The organism is Achromobacter sp. FW305-C-30-7 (genome assembly GCF_058783105.1).
On record NZ_JBYSYI010000004.1, the window covers coordinates 572,609 to 591,510 of the forward strand.

An 18,902-nucleotide genomic window follows, 5' to 3' on the forward strand; every position below is an offset into this window, starting at 1 on the left:
GGCCCGAATTCACCATGACGCACGCGCGCAGTATCCGTACAAGGATTCCATCATGACTACGCCCCAGGACAAGGACGCGGAGCGGCCGGGCTGGCGCATCGGCGTGCTGTATTCGCGCAGCGGCGTCACCGGCACCACGGAATCGCAGCATTTCTTCGGCACGGTGCTGGCGGTGGAAGAAATCAACGAACTGGGCGGCGTGCTAGGCCGGCCGTTGGCGCCAGTGGCCTACGACCCGCGCAGCGACGCCGAGGAATACCGCCGCCTGGCGGCGCGCCTGCTGCTGGACGATGAAGTCAGCGTCATCTTCGGCGGCTGCACTTCGCACTGCCGCAAGGCCATGCTGCCGGTGGTGGAGCGCAGCAATTCCCTGCTGTGGTACGGCTCGGTGTACGAAGGCTTCGAATACTCGCCCAACGTCATCTACACCGGCGCGGCGCCCAACCAGGGCAGCATGCAGTTGGCGGCCTACCTGATCCAGAACTGCGGTTCGCGCATCTTCCTGGTGGGCGCGGACTACATCTATCCGCGCGAGACCAACCGCATCATGCGCGAAACCGTCGAGGAACACGGCGGCGAGATCCTGGACGAAACCTATCTGCCGTTGGGCTGCGATGACAGCGAGATCAACGATGTGGTTGCGGACATCCGCCGCATCCAGCCCGACGTGGTGTTTTCCACGCTGATCGGCGCCGATGCGCAGCGCTTCTACCAGCGCTACCACGAGGCCTGCCAGGCAGAGGGCACGGCAGCCTCGCATATCCCCATCGCCAGCCTGACGATGGCGGAATCGGAGGTGGCGGAGATCGGGCCGCAGCGCTGCGTTGGCCATATCACCGCGGCGACTTACTTCAACACGGTGGACACGCCGGCCAACGCGCATTTCCTGGCTCGCTGGCGCGAGCGCTTCGGTGACCATCCCGCCAGCGTCTATGCAGAGACCTGCTATAGCCAGATGCACCTGTTTGCGCGCGCCTTGCAGCGCGTGGGCAGCATGGACACCCGCAAGCTGGTGCAGGCGGTGCACCAGGTGCAGTTCGACGCGCCAGACGGGCAGATGTCCGTGCTGGCGGAGAACAATCACAGCGTGCTGACGCCGCGCATCGGCGTGTGCCGGGAGGACGGGCGCTTTGACATCGTCTGGGAAAGCGACGAGCCGGTGAAGCCAGACCCGTACCTCACCGCATTCGGGCTGGACGAGTTTTGGTTGAAATAGCCATGGACCATAGCCTACGCCGCCTCTATGAGGACTTGCGCAGTGTGGCCGTCGCCGTGGTGTATCCGCCGGGCGAGGACCGCGACCTGCTGGTCGAGCAACTCAAGCGCATCGGTTGCCGCATCCATTTGCACTGGCCGTTTCCGGATGGGCCGCCCGCCGGGGTGGACGTCATCTTCTTCCAGGTGTCGCAGTGCGGCCGCAACAGCGCCGCCTGGACCGCCAGCGAGGTCGAGGCCACGCTGATCGCCTTGTCCGAGTACGAAACCCCGACCACTTTGAAGCAGCTGCTCAAGACCAACGCGCATGGCGTGCTGACACGGCCGTTCCGCTCGGCGGGCGTGCTCAGCACGCTGGTGCTGGCGCGCTCGGCCAAGCAGTTCCAGGGCCGCCAGCAGTCCAAGATCAACAAGCTGGAAAACACGATCAAGGCGCGGCGCGTCGTCGAAAAGGCGATCCGCGTGCTGATGGACCACCAGCGCCTGGACGAGCGCGCGGCCTATGAGCACATGCGGACCCGGGCGACGGGCCTGCGCGTGAGCGTGGCGGAAGTGGCCGCGATGATCATCGAGGCCAGCGAGGCCATGGAAAAACTCGGCCTGGGGGCCTTGCGCCCAGGACCGCCCCAGAACAACTGAACGCACTGAATGCGCATGCCGAGGAGCCGGACAATGAAGGTCATGATCGCCCGCCTGAACCACGAAACCAATACGTTCTCGCCGGTGCCCACGCCGCTGTCCGCGTTCGGCAATGACGGTCCCGCTTTCGGCGCCCAGGCCTACGCGGAAAACAAGGGCAAGCGCACGGCCATGTCGGCCTTCATCGATATCGCCGAGGCCAACGGCGCGACCGTGGTCACGCCGGTGTCCGCCACCGCTTATCCCAGCGGCCGGGTGTCGGCGGAGGCCTATAGCCAGCTGTGCGACGCCATCGTCGCCGGCGCGCAGGGCTGTGGCGCCATCCTGCTTGATCTGCATGGCGCGATGGTGGCCGAGACCACCGACGATGGGGAAGGCGACCTGCTGGAACGCCTGCGGCGGCGCACGCCGGATGTGCCCATCGCGGTGGCGCTGGACCTGCACGGCAACGTCACAGCCAAGATGATGGCCAACGCCGACGTGATCGTCAGCTTCAAGACCTATCCGCACGTGGACATGTACGAGACCGGCGAGCACGCCGGGCGCATCCTGTATGACTGGCTCAACGGCGGCCCGCGCCCGGTCATGGCGTGGCGGCGGTTGCCGCTGATGACGCATACGCTGCGCAGCGCCACTGCCCAGGGAGCCATGCGCAATGCGGTGCAGGCCGCCCGGCGGGCGGAAGCGGACGGGGCGCTGGGCGTCTCCGTGCTGGCGGGCTTCGCCCTGGCCGACATTCCCAATCCGTGCCTGAGCGTGGTCGTGGTGGGCTCGGGAGGGCAAGAGCAGGCGGAACGGGTCGCAAGCGAGATGGCGGAGACCATCTGGGCCGAGCGCGACGGTTACTTCTACGACAGCGAGCCCCTGGGCGAGTCACTGGCCCGCGCAGCCGAACTGGCCCGTGGCGCCGATAAGCCCGTGCTCCTGCTGGACCATGGCGACAATTGCATGTCCGGCGGCACCTGCGACACCATGGAGGCGCTGATGGCGGCAATCGCCGCGGGCCTGACAGGCATCATCGCGGGGCTGTACTGCGATCCCGAAGCCGTCCAGGCGCTGGCCGCGGCGGGAGAGGGCAGCGAAGTCGAGCTGCCAGTGGGCAACAAGCGGCCGATTCCCGCCATTGGCCGCCCGGCGGCGCCCGTGCTGCTGCGCGGGGTGGTTCGGGCCGTGACCGATGGCGAATATGTCATTACCGGCCCGACCTACACGGGGCAGACGGCATGCATGGGCCGCAGCGCGGTGCTGGATATCGGCGCCGCGCAATTGGTGATCACCGAGAGAACCCACGAACCCTGGGACCTGGGCGTGTTCGAGAGCATGGGGCTGGATCCGCGCCAGGCCCGCTTTGTGCTGGTGAAGTCGCGCATGTATTGCCGGCCGGTATTCGAACCCATCTCCCAGGCGCTGGTGGAATGCGCCAGCGCGGGCGTCACCAGCTCGGATTTCGCGCTGTTTCCTTACCAGCGGCGCGGCCGGCCGCTCCATCCGCTGGAGCCCATGGCGCCTTCGGATTACGATCCCGCGGCCTGAGGCAGGGGCCGCATGGCGTCCGCATACAATACCGGCCATGGAAAAAGTACGTATCTCCAAGCTCATGTCCGAGCGTGGCCTGTGTTCGCGCCGCGAGGCCGACACCTATATCGAGCGCGGCTGGGTGCGGGTCGACGGCGTGGTGGTGTCCGAACTGGGCGCCCGGGCCTACCCTGACCAGGTCATCACCCTGGAGCGCGCCGCGCAGGCGCGCCAGACCTCGCGCGTCACCATCCTGATCAACAAGCCCGTGGGCTACGTGTCGGGCCAGGCCGAAAAAGGCTACACGCCCGCCGTGGCCCTGATCGACTCCCGCTCCCGCTATGCCGGCGACCGCGCGCCGCAGCGTTTCGAGCGGGCGCACCTGGACGGGCTGGCCGTGGCCGGCCGCCTGGACATCGACTCGCAAGGCCTGTTGGTGCTGACCCAGGACGGCCGCATCGCCAAGCACCTGATCGGCGAAGACTCCAGCGTGGACAAGGAATACCTGGTGCGGGTGCAGGGAAATCTGTCCGACAACGGGCTGGCGCTGCTGAACCACGGCCTGTCCCTGGACGGCAAGGCGCTCAAGCCAGCCCAGGTGCGTTGGCAGAACAGCGACCAGCTGCGTTTCGTGCTGCGCGAAGGCAAGAAGCGCCAGATCCGCCGCATGTGCGAGCTGGTCGGCCTGAAGGTGATAGGCCTGAAGCGTGTGCGCATCGGGCGGGTGTCGCTAGGCGACCTGCCGCTGGGGCAGTGGCGCTATCTGCGCGAGGACGAGCGCTTCTAGGCGCTTTCCGGCGTTTGATTGTCCTGATTCGCCGACAGGTGTTGTCGGCGGTCCTAAATTTTTCAGTCTGTTTCCGACGCGGGCTTATTGCATGAAAGCAGGAGTATTCTTCGCCTGCCCGCTATCCCCCAGGCGCTCCATCAGGAATTCGATGAAGATCCTGGTCTTGGCGGGCAGCAGCCGCGTCTCCGTTACCGCGTAGACCGGGAACGGCCCCAGTTGCCAGTCGGGCAGCACACGCTGCAACTGGCCGGAATGCTGTTCGGCCGACTGGCCGCCCAGCAGGACCACGATACCGGCGCCCAGCAATGCCAAGCGGCGGGCCATGGCGACGCCGTTGACGGAAAAGCGGTTGCCTGGCGTGAAGTCGATGTGTTGGTGGCCATCGGTCAAGGGCCAGCGGGTCACCTGTCCGGCGCCCTTGGCGCGGAACTCTATGCACTCGTGGCGGGTCAAGTCGCTTGGGTGTCGCGGTTCGCCGTGCTTCTCCAGGTATTCGCGCGTGGCGTACAAATGGGCCGGCAGCATGCCCAGGAGCCTCGCAATCTGTGACGAATCGGGCAGTTCGCCGATTTCGATCGAAATATCGCAGGTTTGGAACACGCGCTGCGCGTGGTCCGGATTGGCCAGGTCCAGGAAAAACGTGACGTCGGGGTAGCGGCGGGAAAATTCCATGAACGATTCAGCCAGGAAGTCCGTGCCGAAATCCGCGGGCATGTTGACCCGCAGCGGCCCGGCCGGCGTATCGACCAGCTTCTGCAGTTCCTCATGGGCGATCTGCGCCTCGGCCACGATGCGCTGGCAGCGATCGAAGTACAGCCGGCCGGCGTCGGTCAGTTCGACCTTGCGGGTGGTGCGGCTGAGCAGCCGCAGGCCAACGGAGCGCTCCAGTTCGGCCACCTGGCGGGACAGCGTCGATTTCGGCACGCCGAGCACCGCGGCGGCGCGGCTGAAGCTGCGCGTCTTGGCGACTTCGACGAAAAGTTCCATGCCTTGCAATCGTTTCATGGCGGAATTCTGTCATATTCAACGGTGAAGCCATTGTCCCATAATTGGAATGATGTTTTCTCTACATGCCTCTTTGTTTCTGGGGCGGGATAACGCAGAATGCGAGTTCTGCAATGCAGCAATGCGACAAAGCCCAGCCTGCGTGTTCGAGGCAAATCCACCCAATCGATGCGCGCGGAACGCAAACATGCGATCCGGGGCGGGCTTTTTTTTTGTTGAAATCGGGAATGCAATCTATGGATAAGAAAAGCGCTATGTGGCGCAGCGCTGCGGTCGTCACGCTGACGGCATCGGCTCTCACGCTGGCCGCTTGCGGCAAGAAGCAAGACGCTCCCCAGGCGGGCAAACCCCAGGTAACGGTCGTGACGCTCGCCACGCAGCCCGTTTCGCTGACCACCGAACTGCCCGGCCGCACCTCGCCATTCCGTGTGGCCGAAGTGCGTCCCCAGGTCAACGGCATCGTCCAGAAGCGCCTCTTTACGGAAGGCGGCGAGGTCAAGGCGGGCCAGCAGCTCTACCAGATCGATCCCGCCCTCTACCAGGCCAGCCTGGACAGCCAGAAGGCAGCCTTGGCGCGCGCCCAGGCGCAGCAGAAGACCGCTGCGCTGCTGGCCGAGCGTTACAAGCCGCTGGTCGCCACCCGCGCGGTCAGCCAGCAAACCTACGACAACGCCGTCGCCGCGCGCGACCAGGCGGCTGCCGACGTGCTGTCGGCCAAGGCGGCGTTGGACACGGCGCGCATCAACCTGGTCTACACCAAGGTGCTGTCGCCCATCGACGGCATCATCGGCCGTTCCGCGGTGACCGAAGGCGCGCTGGTGACGGCCAACCAGACCACGGCTTTGGCTGCGGTGCAACAGATCGATCCCATCTACGTCGACGTGACCCAATCCACTGTCCAACTGCTGCGCCTACAGAACGCGCTGGCCAGCGGCCAGTTGAAGAAGGCCGATGGCGAGCAGGCCGCGCTGGTGACGCTGACCCTGGAAGACGGGTCGCAGTACAGCCAGCCGGGCAAGCTGCAGTTCTCGGAAGTCACGGTGGACCAGGGCACGGGCTCGGTGACCTTGCGCGCGGTGTTCGCCAACCCGGACCGCCGCCTGCTGCCGGGCATGTTCGTGCGCGCCCGCCTGGCCGACGGCGTGGCCGCCGACGGTCTGCTGGTGCCGCAACGCGGCGTGACGCGCAACCAGCGCGGCATTCCGACGGCGCTGGTGGTCAACGCCAAGAACCAGGTCGAATTGCGTGAACTGAAGACCGACCGCGCCATCGGCGACAAGTGGTTGGTCACCGACGGCCTGGCCGCCGGCGAAAAGGTCATCGTGGAAGGCTTGCAGATGGTGCGCCCGGGGGCTGAAGTGGTCGCCACCGAAGCCAGCGCCGCCGCACAGCCGGCGCAGCAGCCGCAAGCAGCCGCCGCGGCGGCCAAGCAGCAGTAGTCAGGAGCCTTGCATGGCAAAGTTTTTTATCGATAGACCGGTCTTCGCATGGGTGATCGCGATTGTGCTGATGATGGCCGGCGCGCTGTCCATCCTGAAGCTGCCGGTCTCCCAGTATCCCAACATCGCGCCGCCGGCCATCGGCATCGCGGTGACCTACCCGGGCGCGTCCGCGCAGACCGTGCAGGACACCGTGGTGCAGGTGATCGAGCAGCAGATGAACGGCCTGGACGGTCTGCAGTACATCTCGTCGGAAAGCAACTCCGACGGCAGCATGTCCATCACCCTGACTTTCTCCCAGGGCACCAACCCTGATACCGCGCAGGTCCAGGTGCAGAACAAGCTTGCGCTGGCCCAGCCGCTCTTGCCGCAGGAAGTGCAGCAGCAGGGCATCCGTGTCACCAAGGCCACCAAGAACTTCCTGATCGTGGCGGGCTTCGTGTCCACCGACGGCTCGATGACCAAGGACGACCTGGCCGACTACGTCGCCTCCTACGTCCAGGACCCCATCAGCCGCACGCAGGGCGTGGGCGACTTCCAGCTGTTCGGCTCGCAGTACGCGATGCGCATCTGGCTGGATCCGGCCAAGCTCGTCAACTACGGCCTGACCACGGTCGACGTGGTGACCGCGATCAAGGAACAGAACGTGCAGGTGTCGTCCGGCCAGCTCGGCGGCCTGCCGTCCGTGCGCGGCCAGCAACTGAACGCCACCATCATCGGGCCGTCGCGCCTGGAAAAGGCCGAAGACTTCGGCCGCATCCTGCTCAAGGTCAACGCCGACGGTTCGCAAGTGCGATTGGGCGATGTGTCCACCATCGAGCTGGGCGGGCAGACCTACGCCATCGACAGCTTCTACAACGGCAAGCCGGCCTCGGGCCTCGCGGTCAAACTGGCGCCGGGCGCCAACGCGCTGGACACGGCGCAGGCGGTGCGCGACACCATCAACAACTTGAAGCCGTACTTCCCGCCGGGCATGGACGTCGTCTATCCGTACGACACCACGCCGTTCGTCAGCCTGTCGATCCACGAAGTGTTCAAGACGCTGATCGAGGCCATCATCCTGGTCTTCCTGGTGATGTACCTGTTCCTGCAGAACTTCCGCGCCACCATCATTCCCACGCTGGCCGTGCCGGTGGTGTTGCTGGGCACGTTTGGCGTGCTCGCGGCGTTCGGCTATTCCATCAATACCCTGACCATGTTCGGCATGGTGCTGGCCATCGGCCTCTTGGTCGACGACGCCATCGTGGTGGTGGAAAACGTCGAGCGGGTGATGGCAGAAGAAGGCTTGTCGCCCAAGCAGGCGACCCGCAAGTCCATGTCGCAGATCACCGGCGCCCTGATCGGCATCGCCATGGTGCTGGCGGCCGTGTTCATTCCCATGGCCTTCTTCGGCGGGTCCACGGGCGTGATCTATCGCCAGTTCTCGATCACCATCGTGTCCTCCATGGTGCTGTCCGTGATCGTGGCCATCGTGTTCACGCCGGCCTTGTGCGCGACCCTGCTCAAGCCCATCCCCAAGGGCCATCATGGCGCCAAGAAGGGCTTTTTCGGCTGGTTCAACCGCAGCTTCGAGCGCAGCAGCAACGGCTACGCCAATACCGTCGCGCGCGGCCTGAACCGCAGCAAGCGCCTGATGGTGATCTATCTGGCGCTGGTTCTTGCCATGGGCTGGATGTTCACCCGCATCCCGACCGCCTTCCTGCCGGATGAGGACCAGGGCATTCTGTTCGCCCAGATCCAGACGCCCGCCGGCGCCACGGCGGAAGCCACCAAGGCCGTCATCGACGACGCCACCAAGTACTTGCTGACCGAGGAAAAGGACGCCGTCACCTCGGTGTTCGCGGTCAACGGCTTCAACTTCGGCGGCCGCGGCCAGAACGCGTCCATCCTGTTCATCAAGCTGCGCGACTGGGAAGAACGCGGCGACGCCCGCCTCAAGGCCGGCGCCGTGGCGCAGCGCGCCAACGCGCACTTCCGCAAGACGGAGCGCCGCGGGCAATTGTTCGTGGTGCCGCCGCCGTCCGTGATGGAACTGGGCAACGTCACCGGCTTCGACTTCCAACTGATGGACCGCGCCGGCGTGGGCCACGAGAAGCTGCTTGCCGCGCGCAACCAGCTGCTGGGCGAAGCCGCCAAGAGCCCGGTCCTGCAGGGCGTGCGCCCCAACGGCATCGAAGACGCGCCGCAGTACCAGCTGGACATCGACCGCGAGAAGGCGCGCGCCCTGGGCGTGGCGGTCTCGGACATCAACAGCACGCTGGCCACGGCCTGGGGCTCGTCCTACGTCAACGACTTCATCGACCGCGGCCGCGTGAAGAAGGTGTTCGCGCAAGGCGAGGCTTCCTCGCGCATGCTGCCGGAAGACCTGAACAAATGGTACGTGCGCAACAAGGCGGGCGACATGGTGCCGTTCTCGGCGTTCGCCAAGGCCACCTGGAGCTACGGTCCGCAAAAGCTGAACCGCTACAACGGCGTGCCGTCGTACAACATCCAGGGCCAGGCGGCGCCGGGCTACAGCTCGGGCGCGGCGATGGCGGAAATGGAGAACCTGGCGTCCAAGCTGCCGGTGGGTGTGGGCTTTGAATGGACCGGCCTGTCGTTCGAAGAGCGCCTGTCCGGCGCCCAGGCGCCCGCGCTGTACGCCATTTCGCTGATCGTGGTGTTCCTGTGCCTGGCGGCGCTGTACGAAAGCTGGACAATCCCGTCGGCGGTGATGCTGGTGGTGCCGCTGGGCATCATCGGGGCCTTGCTCGCCACCATGATGCGGGGCCTGTCCAACGACGTGTACTTCCAGGTGGGCCTCTTGACTACCATCGGCCTGGCGGCCAAGAACGCCATCCTGATCGTGGAGTTCGCCAAGGAGCACTACGAGCAGGGCGCCAGCCTGACGGAGTCGGCCATCCACGCCGCGCGGCAGCGCCTGCGCCCCATCCTGATGACGTCGCTGGCGTTCATCCTGGGCGTGACGCCGCTGGCGATCTCGTCGGGCGCGGGTTCGGGCAGCCAGAACGCCATCGGCACGGGCGTGATCGGCGGCATGCTGACCGGCACCTTCCTGGCCATCTTCTTCGTTCCGGCCTTCTTCGTAATCATGCTGCGCGTCTTCAAGGTCAAGCGCATGAGCGAAAACGTCGACGAGCACGACACCAGTGCCCATGGCACGCAGGGCGTCTCGACGGAGGGCCAACCGCAATGACATTCCCGATGAGAACCTTGCTGTCTGTTTCCCTGGCGGCGGCCCTGGCGGGCTGCTCGCTGGCCCCCACCTACGAACGGCCGGATGCGCCGGTCGACACGGCCTATCCCACGGGTCCGTCCTACCAGGCGGCCCAGCCCGCCGACGCGGGCGGCCTGCTGACCGCCGACATCGGCTGGCGCGATTTCTTCGGTTCGGATCCGCTGCTGCAACAGCTGATCGAACAGTCGCTGGCGAACAACCGCGACCTGCGCGTGGCGGCCTTGAACGTCGAAGCGGCGCGGGCCCAGTACCGCATCCAGCGCGCCGACCTGATGCCCAGCGTCGGCATCGCCGGCCAGGAATCGGCCCAGCGTTCGCCGGCCGACCTGAGCCCGAGCGGCCGCGCCACCACCAGCCACAGCTACCAGGTCGGCGCCGCTATGTCGGCCTGGGAACTGGACCTGTTCGGGCGCATCCGCAGCCTGAGCGACAAGGCGCTGGAATCCTATCTGGCGCTGGATGAAACCCGCACGGCGACCCAGCTGACGCTGATTGCCGAAGTGGCCAACGCCTACCTGACCCTGCGCGCCGACCAGGAACTGCTGAGCCTGACGCGCGAGACGCTCAAGAGCCAGCAAGATTCCTTCAAGCTCACGCAGCAGAGCTACGACCAGGGCCTGTCGACGTCGCTGGACCTGAGCCAGGCGGAAGTGTCGCTGCGCACCGCCGAGCGCAACCTGTCGCAGTACACGCGCCAGGCCGCGCAGGACCGCAATGCGCTGGTCCTGCTGGTGGGCCAGCCGCTGTCGCCCGAGATGACGGCGGCGCTGGACAACGCGGTCAGGCTGGACGACGGCATGCTGCCGACCACGCTGCCCGCCGGCCTGCCGTCGGACTTGCTGGCCCGCCGCCCGGACATCCGCGCGGCCGAGCACCAGTTGAAGGGCGCCAACGCCAACATCGGCGCGGCGCGCGCGGCGTTCTTCCCGACCATCAGCTTGACGGGCTCGGCCGGTACCGCCAGCGCCAGCCTGGGCGGCCTGTTCGAAGGCGGTTCGGGCGCCTGGAGCTTCGTGCCCCAGATCACCGTGCCGATCTTCGCGGGCGGCTCGCTGCTCGCCGGCCTGGATCTGGCCAAGGTGCAGAAGAACATCCAGGTCGCGCAGTACGAGAAGTCGATCCAGACAGGTTTCCGTGAAGTGGCCGACGCCCTGGCCGGGCGCGGCACGCTGGACGAGCAGATCCAGGCACAGCAGCTCCTGGTGGCCGCCAACCAGCGCGCCTACGACGCCTCGGACCAGCGCTTCCGCCAAGGCATCGACGACTACCTGAGCGTGCTGGATTCGCAGCGTTCGCTGTACACCGCGCAGCAGGCCCTGGTCGATACGCGCCGGGCCAGGCTGTCCAACCTGGTCACCTTGTACAAGGTGCTGGGCGGCGGCTGGACAGAACGCACCGTGACCGCTCAAGCCCCGCAGCAGTAAGGGCAGGCAAAAAAAACGGGCCGATCGAAAGATCGGCCCGTTTGCATTCCTGATCCAGCAGGGCGTCAGGCGCGCTTCTTGGCGATCAGGCCCACCACGAACAGCACGACGATCGCGCCGACGACCGACCCGATCCAGCCTGCCGGTTCGCCCGGGGCGTACCAGCCCAGGGACTGGCCCAGGAAGCCGGCGACGACCGAGCCGACGATACCCAGGATGGTGGTCATGATGATCCCCATGTTCTGGTCTCCGGGCATGATGGCGCGGGCGATCAGGCCCACGACGAACCCGACGATGATCATGATGATGATGCTCATGCGCGTACTCCTTGCTGGAAGTAAAAGGGGGCAGTGTGGCTAGATGATACTCATGCCCCGCGCGCAGCGGCTGTAACAACTGGTGTATGGCGCGCGCAGGCAACATTCGGCCGCGCGATGCCCGTCGACGCTCAGGACGTCATATCGATCAGTTGGCGCACGTCCTTGGTCATGGCCTCTATGCTGTCGGTGTCCGAAGCCAGCAATCGCGCCTTCCCATCTTTGTCGAATATATACACGCCGCGGCTGTGCGTGACTTCGTACATATCGGCGTCGTCGCCCGGACGCGGCTTCTCGATCTGGTAGGCCACGCGGTAGCGCCGCGCCAGGTCCGCGATCTGCTTTTCATCGCCGGTCACGCCGATCGCGTTGTTGTTGAAGGCGTTGACGTAGGCCTGCAGGATGTCCGGCGTGTCGCGGTGCGGGTCCACGCTGACGAACAGGATGCGCACATCGCGGGCCTTGTCGCCCAGGTTCTGCAGCACGGCCGTCAACTGCGCCATGGTGGTGGGGCAGACGTCCGGGCAACTGGCGTAGCCGAAGAACAGCAGCACCGTCTTGCCCTTCAGGTCGTCGCTGCTGATCGTCTTGCCGCCCGCGCCGGGCAGCGAGAACTTCAGGTCGGGCAGGTGTCCCTTGACGTTGTACAGGGTCCAGTCGACGTTCCTGTCGCCGCAGGCAGCGAGAAACACGCACAGGGTCAACAGCAGGCTGCGCAGGGCGCGGCCGGAAATGAGGTGTCGCATGAGTCCAAGGGCCGGTAGGGGGTAAACCTTTTGATTCTACCCGCAAGGCGCGGGTGGGGCGGAGCGTGGCGAGGGCGAGGATTTGGGACCGCCTTGTCCTGGCGCAAGCCATGGCGCCGCGACCGCCTGGCCCACTTGTAAAGCTTTGTCTGTTTATTGTTGGGAAGTGGCGAAATCGCCTGATCCGACGTCTGGCTCCCGCTACATTCAGGGCCGTGTCAGATTTCAGCATCCAGAGGCGCCACACATGGACATGCCGGTCAGGAATTCCTTGGGCTATCCCTACTACCCGTACTACCCCGTCGTGCTCGACCTCCTGCGCAGCCGCCTGGCGGACTCGGTGCTGGACGCGCCCTGCGGACTGGGCTGGCTGGGCGACATGCTGCCCGCCGCCAGCGGCCGGCAGGTCGATATCGACGGCGTGGGACTGTGGGAGTTTCCGCAGGCTGGCGGCGGCTATCGCCAGCTAAGCGAGCACGACCTGGAAACGCCGCTGACGGTGGCCACTGCCTATGACGCCGTGGTCTGCTGCGAAGCGATCCATCTGCTGACCAATCCCGGCGTGCTGATGCAGAGCTTCCACCGCGCGCTGCGGCCGGGCGGCACGCTGATCATCACCACGCCCAATACCTGGTACTTCCGTTCGCGCCTGCAGTTCCTGCTGCGCGGCTTCCATTCCGGGTTCCGGCCCATGGTGGGGCGGCAGCGCGGCGAGGACTACATCACCTACTTCCCCTGGAGCTTTCCGCAGCTGCACCTGCTGCTCAAGCACTACGGCTTTACGGACATCACGTTGCACGATGTGGACGAGCACAAGCCCAAGCGCATGGTGGAGCATGTGCTGGCCGTGCCGTCGCGGCTGTACTACGGGCGCCGGCTCAGGCAGGCGCAAGACGAGGAAAGCCGCCGCTACTGGCAGCAGGCCGGCTCCGACCAGTCCGTGCATGGCCGCTGGCTGGTGATGTCGGCGCGCCGGCCGGTTGCCGACACCGCTGGCGGATAGAAAGAAAACGGCCCGCCAGGGCGGGCCGTTGGGGTCGTGCAATGCGCGCGGGCGCTCAGGCGGGCGTCATGCCGCTGTGGCGCAGCAGGGCGTCGATGCGCGGGGCGCGTCCGCGGAAGGCGGCAAAGGATTCAGCCGCCGCGCGCGAGCCGCCCACGGCCAGCACCTCGCGGCGGAAGCGCGCGCCGGTTTCGGGATCCAGCGTACCCAGGGCGTTGCCAGCCTGGCGCGCCGCCGCTTCCTCGAAGGCTTCGTAGGCGTCGGCCGACAGCACCTCCGCCCATTTGTAGCTGTAGTAGCCCGCGCCGTAACCGCCCGCGAACAGGTGCGAGAAGGCATGCGGCAGGCGGTGCCAGGCTGGCGGGAACAGCACGGCCACTTCCTGGCGCACTTCCTGCAGCAGGGCCAGCACTTCGGCAATCGAGGCGCCCTGGGCGCGGTCGTGCATCAGCATGTCGAACAGCGCGAACTCGATCTGGCGCACGGTCTGCATGCCGCTCTGGTAGTTGCGGGCGGCGACCAGGCGGTCGTAGAGCGCGCGCGGCAGGGGCTCGCCCGTGTCGACGTGGGCGGACAGCTTCTGCACCACTGCCCATTCCCAGCAGAAGTTCTCCATGAACTGCGAGGGCAGTTCGATGGCGTCCCATTCCACGCTGGCGAAGGCCGCCGCGCCGGGTTCGTCCACTTCGGACAGCAGGGCGTGCAGCGCATGGCCGGTTTCATGGAACAGCGTGATGACGTCGTCGTGCGTCAGGACGGCTGCCTTGTCGCCGTTGGGGCGCGAGAAATTGCAGGTCAGGTAGGCGATGGGCGTCTGCACCTTGCCAGCCACGACGCGGCGCGTGCGTTCGCTGTCGACCCAGGCGCCGCTCTGCTTGCCGGCGCGGGCGTACAGGTCCAGGTACAGATAGCCGATGAGTTCGCCCTTGGGGTTTTCCACGCGCACGCCGCGCACGTCGCCGTGCCAGGACGACACCGGCGTTTCCGCCAGCCGCACGTCGAACAAGGTTTCGATGACCTCGAACAGGCCGGACAGTACGCGCGGTTCGGTGAAGTATTGCTTCACCTCGTCTTCGGAATAGGCGTAGCGCGATTCGCGCAGGCGCTCGGAGGCGTAGGCCACGTCCCAGGGCTGCAGGTCGTCCAGGCCCAGTTCGCCGGTGGCGTAGGCCTTCAGTTCCGCCAGGTCGCGCTGGGCGTAAGGCTTGGCGCGCGCGGCCAGGTCGCGCAGGAACACGGTGACTTCCTGGGCGTCGCGGGCCATGCGGGTCTGCAGGCGCAGCGCGGCGAAGGTGCCCAGGCCGAGCAGGCCGGCTTCTTCGGCGCGCAGGGCCAGCAGTTCCTCGATCAGGGGCGAATTGTCGAACTTGCCGTCGCCGTGTTCCGACGCCACGGTGCCGTAGCCGCGGTACAGCGCTTCGCGCAGTGTGCGGTCCTGGGCGTACTGCATGACGGGCAGGTAGCACGGCATCTTCAACGTGAGCTTCCAGCCCGGCTTGCCGTCTTCCTCGGCGGCGGCGCGGGCCGCGGCGCGCACGTCGGCCGGGATGCCGGCCAGGCGGGCTTCATCGTCGACCAGCAGCGACCAGGCGTCGATCGAGTCCAGCACGTTTTCGGAGAACTTCTGCGAAGCCTGGGCCTCGCGGTCGGAAATGGCGGCGTAGCGTTCGCGGTCGGCGCCTTGCAGCTCCACGCCGCTCAGGCGGAAGTCGCGCAGGGCCATTTCCACGATGCGGCGGCGCACCGGCGTCCACGACGCGAAATCGGGGGCGGCGGCCAGGCGCTGGTACTGCTTGTACAGGCCTTCGTGCAGGCCGACCCAGGTCGAGAATTCGGTCACCAGGGGCAGGGCGGCGTTATAGGCCTCGCGCAGCTCCGGCGTATTGACCACGGCGTTCAGGTGGCCGGCCACCGACCAGGCGCGCCACAGGCGTTCCGAGGCGGTATCCAGCGGTTCCACCACGGCGTCCCAGGTGGGTGCAAGCGTCGCGTCGGCGGCGCGGTCCACGGCCTGGCGGGCGATGCCCAGCAGTTCCTCGACCGCGGGCACGATGTGTCCGGGCTTGACGGCCGCATAGTCGACGAGGTCGGAAACAGGGGCGAGCAGGGGGTTCTGGGACATGGCGGTAGCGGCAGGAATGAGTACAGGAATCAGATAAGGGCGATTCCGGGGAATGCAAGCGGGAGGGGTGCGGCCAGGGCGGCGCAGGTGCAAAAAACGTCGCTGCCTGGCGCGCCTGACCGATCAGGCAGCGCCGCGGAACCTGATTCCCCGGCGCTGCGTCCATCCTGGTTCAGCCGGCGGCGCGTTCCGCGGCTTCGATGGTGTTGACCAGCAGCATGGCGATGGTCATGGGACCCACGCCGCCGGGGACGGGCGTGATCGCGCCGGCCACTTCCTTGGCCGAGGCGAAGTCCACGTCGCCGCACAGCTTGCCGTCGGCACCGCGGTTGATGCCCACGTCGATAACGACGGCGCCAGGCTTGATCATCGAGCCATCGATCATGCCGGGCTTGCCGGTGGCGACCACCAGCACGTCGGCGCGGCGGGTCTGGGCCGCCAGGTCGCGCGTCTTGGAATTGCAAATGGTGATGGTGGCGCCGGCTTGCAGCAGCAGCATCGCCATGGGTTTGCCGACGATATTGCTGGCGCCCACGATCACGGCTTCGGCGCCGCGCAGCGTCACGCCTTCCGCTTCCAGCATCTTCATCACGCCATAGGGCGTGCAGGGGCGGAACAGGGGCTGGCCGGTCATGAGCAGGCCGGCGTTGCTGATGTGGAAGCCGTCCACGTCCTTCTCGGCCGCGATGGCCTCGATGACCTTGTGCGAGTCCATGTGCTTGGGCAGCGGCAGCTGCACCAGGATGCCGTGGATGGTCGGGTCCTGGTTCAGGATGGCGATGCGGGCCAGCAGTTCGGCCTCGGTCATGTCCGCGGGGTACTGTTCCTTGACGGAATGCAGGCCGGCCTTTTCGCAGGCGGCGACCTTGTTGCGGACGTACACCTGGGAGGCGGGGTCTTCACCCACCAGCACCACGGCCAAGCCGGGGCGGGTGCCCTTGGCGGCCAGGGCCGCAACGCGTTGGGCCGCTTCTTCGCGAATGCGCGCCGACAGGGCCGCGCCGTCGATAATCCTTGCCGTCATGCCGTCGCCTCGGGTTTGGCCAAGGCCACTTTCATCAAATCAGCTACGGTGGTCACTTCAAGTTTTTCCATGATGTTGGCGCGGTGCGCCTCTACGGTCTTGATGCTGATGCCCAGGTCGTCGGCGATCTGCTTGTTCAAGCGGCCCGCGACGATGCGCTCCAGCACCTGCTGCTCGCGCGCGGTCAGGCGCGCCAGCATGGCTTCGTGGTCTTTCTGGGCCTGGTGCTTGCTCACGCGCTGCGTGGCCTGCTCCAGCATGCGCGCCACGATCTCGCGCAAATCGGATTCATTGAACGGCTTTTCCAGGAAGTCGACCGCGCCTTTCTTCATGGTCGATACGGCCATCGGCACGTCGCCGTGGCCGGTGATGAACACGATGGGCAGCGGGGCATTGCGGGCGAGCAGCTGTTCCTGCAGTTCCAGGCCGCTCATGCCGGGCATGCGCACGTCGGCGATCAGCACGCCGATCTGGCTGGCGTCATAGTCTTCAAGGAAGGATTCGCCGCTGGCGTAGGCGCGAACGCGATAGCCATTGGCCTCCAATAGCCAGCGCAGCGAATCGCGGACCGCTTCGTCGTCGTCAACAATGAAAACCGTGCTCGACAGGTGGGGCGTGTTCATGCGTGCAACTCCTCGGACTGATCGTTCTGGGCCTGCGACTGGGGTGCAGCGCAGGGCAGGGTAAAGCGGAAAATGGTGCCGCCGGCGGGATTGGGATCCGCCCACAGGCGACCATGGTGCGATTCAATAATGGTACGGCAGATATTCAGCCCCATGCCCAGGCCCTGGGTCTTGGTGCTGAAGAAGGGTTCGAACAGGCGCTCGGGTTCGGCCAGGCCGTGGCCGCGGTCGACCACCGCGACCTCGATGTGCTGTTCATGCAGGATCACGGCGACCTTGAGCTCGTCGGATTCACTCTTTTCCATGGCCTCCAGCCCGTTCTTCAGCAGGTTCAGCAACACCTGCTCGATCAGGATGGGATCGGCCAGCACGTCCGGCGCGTTCGACGGCACGAATCGGTCGATGCGGATGCGGCGCTTGCGGGCGTCGATCTCGGCGAAGCCGATGGCGTTGTCGACAATCCGGCTGATCGCGACGCGCTGGCGGCGGGGCTCGCTGCGCTTCACGAATTCGCGGATGCGGCTGATGATCTTGCCCGCGCGCTCGGCCTGCGACGCGGCTTTTTCCAGGGCCGGCAGCAGCATGTTGGGACTGGTGTGGCCGGCCTTGACCAGGGCGACGGCGCCCATGCTGTAGTTGGCGATGGCGGTCAGCGGCTGGTTCAGTTCGTGCGCCAGCGACGAGGCCATTTCGCCCATGGTGGTCAGGCGGCTGGTGAGCTGGATCTTCTCCTGCTGCACGCGCGAGGCTTCTTCATGGACGCGGCGTTCAGTGATGTCGCGCGCCACCTGCATGCGCACGCGGCGGCCGTCGGTCCAGGCCAGCATGCGGTGGTGCACTTCGAACCAGCGTTGCACGGACGGCGCGAAGACTTCCACGGATTCGTCGGTGAAGCGGCCGCGGCGTCCGGCCAGCAGCTCGTCGTGGCCGCCGGTCTGGGCGCCGAACACGCGGCGGTAGGTGCGGTTGGCGAACAGTAGCTCCAGGCCGTCGTGGGTGTCGGCAGTGACCGAAATCGCGTCGTCCAGGCCTTCCAGCACCGTCATGAAACGCTCGTGCGCGGCCGTCAGGGCCTCGCGGATGCGCTTGGGTTCGGTGATGTCGGTCATGGAGGTCATCCAGCCGATCTGGTTGCCGTTGGGGTCCAGCAGCGGGGACACGTACATGCGCGCCGTGAAGCGCGAGCCGTCGCGGCGCTGCGCCTCGACTTCGAGGCCGCTGCTGGGGGTCTTGCCGGACATCAGCACGTCCAGGGTGTGCTGGTGCTGCTCGTGGCGGCCCGGCACCCAATAAGGGAAGGGCGGGCTGCGGCCGATCAGGTCGGCCTCGTTCCAGCCGATCATGCGGCAGAACGCCGGATTCACGTAGGCGATGCGGCCCTCCATGTCGAGCACGCGCATGCCGGTGGACATGGAGTTCTCCATGGCGCGGCGGAAGCCGGTTTCGGCGATCAGGGCAGCTTCGGCCGCCGAACGGAAACGGGTATAGCGCCACAGCATCAGCAGGCTGATGACGATCACACAGGACAGGGCCAGCACCACCCAGATCAGGCGCTGCTGGCGCATCTCCTGGTCGATGGTGACAAACATGACGCTGTCGTCATGGATGCGCTGCAGCCAGAAAAACACCGCCATCACACAGATATAGAGGATCAGCACCATTGCTGGCGTGACCCAGTACACCCCGCGTCGGCGAGTGCGGGCGTGATCGTGGAACGGCGTAGGAATATTGGACTTGGGCGCGCTGGACATGGAATTCGGGCCGGATAGACCGCGCATTTTAGTGCGTGTTGGCAGGGATTT

15 protein-coding genes are annotated in these 18,902 nt (G+C 66.2%); 8 read left to right on the top strand and 7 right to left on the bottom strand.

What is annotated here, in order from left to right; translation table 11 throughout:
* Positions 1-52: 52 nt before the first annotated feature.
* The 4 genes from AC3WOB_RS16520 to AC3WOB_RS16535 are packed head-to-tail and all read left to right on the top strand — an operon-like array spanning position 53 to position 4,156.
* Positions 53-1,216, top strand: a complete 1,164-nt coding sequence (locus AC3WOB_RS16520) for a transporter substrate-binding domain-containing protein (protein ID WP_013393344.1) — start codon at positions 53-55, stop codon at positions 1,214-1,216.
* Positions 1,217-1,218: 2 nt separating this feature from the next.
* Positions 1,219-1,854: an ANTAR domain-containing response regulator gene (locus AC3WOB_RS16525; protein WP_013393345.1), complete on the top strand. Its 636-nt coding sequence runs from the start codon at positions 1,219-1,221 to the stop codon at positions 1,852-1,854.
* Between the two features lie 33 nt (positions 1,855-1,887).
* Positions 1,888-3,387 (top strand): M81 family metallopeptidase, encoded by a 1,500-nt coding sequence (locus AC3WOB_RS16530; RefSeq protein ID WP_492275634.1) that lies wholly within the window; start codon positions 1,888-1,890, stop codon positions 3,385-3,387.
* Positions 3,388-3,424: 37 nt separating this feature from the next.
* A complete protein-coding gene (locus AC3WOB_RS16535) occupies positions 3,425-4,156 on the top strand; it encodes a pseudouridine synthase (RefSeq protein WP_013393347.1) in 732 nt (243 codons plus the stop codon).
* An 84-nt stretch (positions 4,157-4,240) separates the two neighbouring features.
* Here AC3WOB_RS16535 and AC3WOB_RS16540 read toward each other — a convergent pair whose 3' ends face one another.
* On the bottom strand, positions 4,241-5,146 hold the full coding sequence (locus AC3WOB_RS16540) for a LysR family transcriptional regulator (protein ID WP_492275673.1): 906 nt from the start codon (positions 5,144-5,146) through the stop codon (positions 4,241-4,243).
* 272 nt (positions 5,147-5,418) lie between these two features.
* Here AC3WOB_RS16540 and AC3WOB_RS16545 point away from each other — a divergent pair, with 272 nt between their 5' ends.
* Genes AC3WOB_RS16545 through adeC form a run of 3 tightly spaced genes read left to right on the top strand, consistent with a single transcriptional unit; the run spans position 5,419 to position 11,265 of the window.
* Positions 5,419-6,603, top strand: a complete 1,185-nt coding sequence (locus AC3WOB_RS16545; protein ID WP_492275674.1) for an efflux RND transporter periplasmic adaptor subunit — start codon at positions 5,419-5,421, stop codon at positions 6,601-6,603.
* A gap of 13 nt (positions 6,604-6,616) precedes the next feature.
* Entirely contained in the window at positions 6,617-9,799 is a 3,183-nt protein-coding gene (locus AC3WOB_RS16550) for an efflux RND transporter permease subunit (protein ID WP_492275635.1), read from the top strand.
* Positions 9,796-11,265, top strand: a complete 1,470-nt coding sequence (gene adeC, locus AC3WOB_RS16555) for an AdeC/AdeK/OprM family multidrug efflux complex outer membrane factor (RefSeq protein WP_492275636.1) — start codon at positions 9,796-9,798, stop codon at positions 11,263-11,265. Before AC3WOB_RS16550 ends, adeC begins: the two co-directional genes overlap by 4 nt.
* Positions 11,266-11,330: 65 nt before the next feature.
* Here adeC and AC3WOB_RS16560 read toward each other — a convergent pair whose 3' ends face one another.
* Together AC3WOB_RS16560 and AC3WOB_RS16565 are read right to left on the bottom strand one after the other, a co-directional pair.
* On the bottom strand, positions 11,331-11,582 hold the full coding sequence (locus AC3WOB_RS16560) for a GlsB/YeaQ/YmgE family stress response membrane protein (protein WP_013393352.1): 252 nt from the start codon (positions 11,580-11,582) through the stop codon (positions 11,331-11,333).
* Positions 11,583-11,713: 131 nt separating this feature from the next.
* Positions 11,714-12,328, bottom strand: a complete 615-nt coding sequence (locus AC3WOB_RS16565) for an SCO family protein (protein ID WP_492275637.1) — start codon at positions 12,326-12,328, stop codon at positions 11,714-11,716.
* A gap of 247 nt (positions 12,329-12,575) precedes the next feature.
* Here AC3WOB_RS16565 and AC3WOB_RS16570 point away from each other — a divergent pair, with 247 nt between their 5' ends.
* Positions 12,576-13,331, top strand: coding sequence for a class I SAM-dependent methyltransferase (locus AC3WOB_RS16570; RefSeq protein WP_492275638.1), 756 nt, complete (start codon positions 12,576-12,578; stop codon positions 13,329-13,331).
* A 55-nt stretch (positions 13,332-13,386) separates the two neighbouring features.
* Here AC3WOB_RS16570 and AC3WOB_RS16575 read toward each other — a convergent pair whose 3' ends face one another.
* The 4 genes from AC3WOB_RS16575 to AC3WOB_RS16590 form a co-directional block, all read right to left on the bottom strand.
* Complete coding sequence (locus AC3WOB_RS16575) at positions 13,387-15,453, bottom strand: M3 family metallopeptidase (protein ID WP_492275639.1); 2,067 nt, start codon at positions 15,451-15,453, stop codon at positions 13,387-13,389.
* A gap of 172 nt (positions 15,454-15,625) precedes the next feature.
* Positions 15,626-16,477 (bottom strand): bifunctional methylenetetrahydrofolate dehydrogenase/methenyltetrahydrofolate cyclohydrolase FolD, encoded by an 852-nt coding sequence (gene folD, locus AC3WOB_RS16580; RefSeq protein ID WP_492275640.1) that lies wholly within the window; start codon positions 16,475-16,477, stop codon positions 15,626-15,628.
* Complete coding sequence (locus tag AC3WOB_RS16585) at positions 16,474-17,100, bottom strand: response regulator transcription factor (protein ID WP_013393357.1); 627 nt, start codon at positions 17,098-17,100, stop codon at positions 16,474-16,476. The genes folD and AC3WOB_RS16585 overlap by 4 nt, the downstream gene beginning before the upstream one ends.
* Positions 17,097-18,851: a PAS domain-containing sensor histidine kinase gene (locus tag AC3WOB_RS16590; protein WP_013393358.1), complete on the bottom strand. Its 1,755-nt coding sequence runs from the start codon at positions 18,849-18,851 to the stop codon at positions 17,097-17,099. The genes AC3WOB_RS16585 and AC3WOB_RS16590 overlap by 4 nt, the downstream gene beginning before the upstream one ends.
* Positions 18,852-18,902: the final 51 nt, after the last annotated feature.

Coding starts and splice junctions, on each gene's coding strand:
- AC3WOB_RS16520 (WP_013393344.1), top strand. CDS start 53: ATGACTACGCCCCAGGACAAGGACGCGGAGCGGCCGGGCTGGCGCATC.
- AC3WOB_RS16525 (WP_013393345.1), top strand. CDS start 1,219: ATGGACCATAGCCTACGCCGCCTCTATGAGGACTTGCGCAGTGTGGCC.
- AC3WOB_RS16530 (WP_492275634.1), top strand. CDS start 1,888: ATGAAGGTCATGATCGCCCGCCTGAACCACGAAACCAATACGTTCTCG.
- AC3WOB_RS16535 (WP_013393347.1), top strand. CDS start 3,425: ATGGAAAAAGTACGTATCTCCAAGCTCATGTCCGAGCGTGGCCTGTGT.
- AC3WOB_RS16540 (WP_492275673.1), bottom strand. CDS start 5,146: ATGGAACTTTTCGTCGAAGTCGCCAAGACGCGCAGCTTCAGCCGCGCC.
- AC3WOB_RS16545 (WP_492275674.1), top strand. CDS start 5,419: ATGTGGCGCAGCGCTGCGGTCGTCACGCTGACGGCATCGGCTCTCACG.
- AC3WOB_RS16550 (WP_492275635.1), top strand. CDS start 6,617: ATGGCAAAGTTTTTTATCGATAGACCGGTCTTCGCATGGGTGATCGCG.
- adeC (WP_492275636.1), top strand. CDS start 9,796: ATGACATTCCCGATGAGAACCTTGCTGTCTGTTTCCCTGGCGGCGGCC.
- AC3WOB_RS16560 (WP_013393352.1), bottom strand. CDS start 11,582: ATGAGCATCATCATCATGATCATCGTCGGGTTCGTCGTGGGCCTGATC.
- AC3WOB_RS16565 (WP_492275637.1), bottom strand. CDS start 12,328: ATGCGACACCTCATTTCCGGCCGCGCCCTGCGCAGCCTGCTGTTGACC.
- AC3WOB_RS16570 (WP_492275638.1), top strand. CDS start 12,576: ATGGACATGCCGGTCAGGAATTCCTTGGGCTATCCCTACTACCCGTAC.
- AC3WOB_RS16575 (WP_492275639.1), bottom strand. CDS start 15,453: ATGTCCCAGAACCCCCTGCTCGCCCCTGTTTCCGACCTCGTCGACTAT.
- folD (WP_492275640.1), bottom strand. CDS start 16,477: ATGACGGCAAGGATTATCGACGGCGCGGCCCTGTCGGCGCGCATTCGC.
- AC3WOB_RS16585 (WP_013393357.1), bottom strand. CDS start 17,100: ATGAACACGCCCCACCTGTCGAGCACGGTTTTCATTGTTGACGACGAC.
- AC3WOB_RS16590 (WP_013393358.1), bottom strand. CDS start 18,851: ATGTCCAGCGCGCCCAAGTCCAATATTCCTACGCCGTTCCACGATCAC.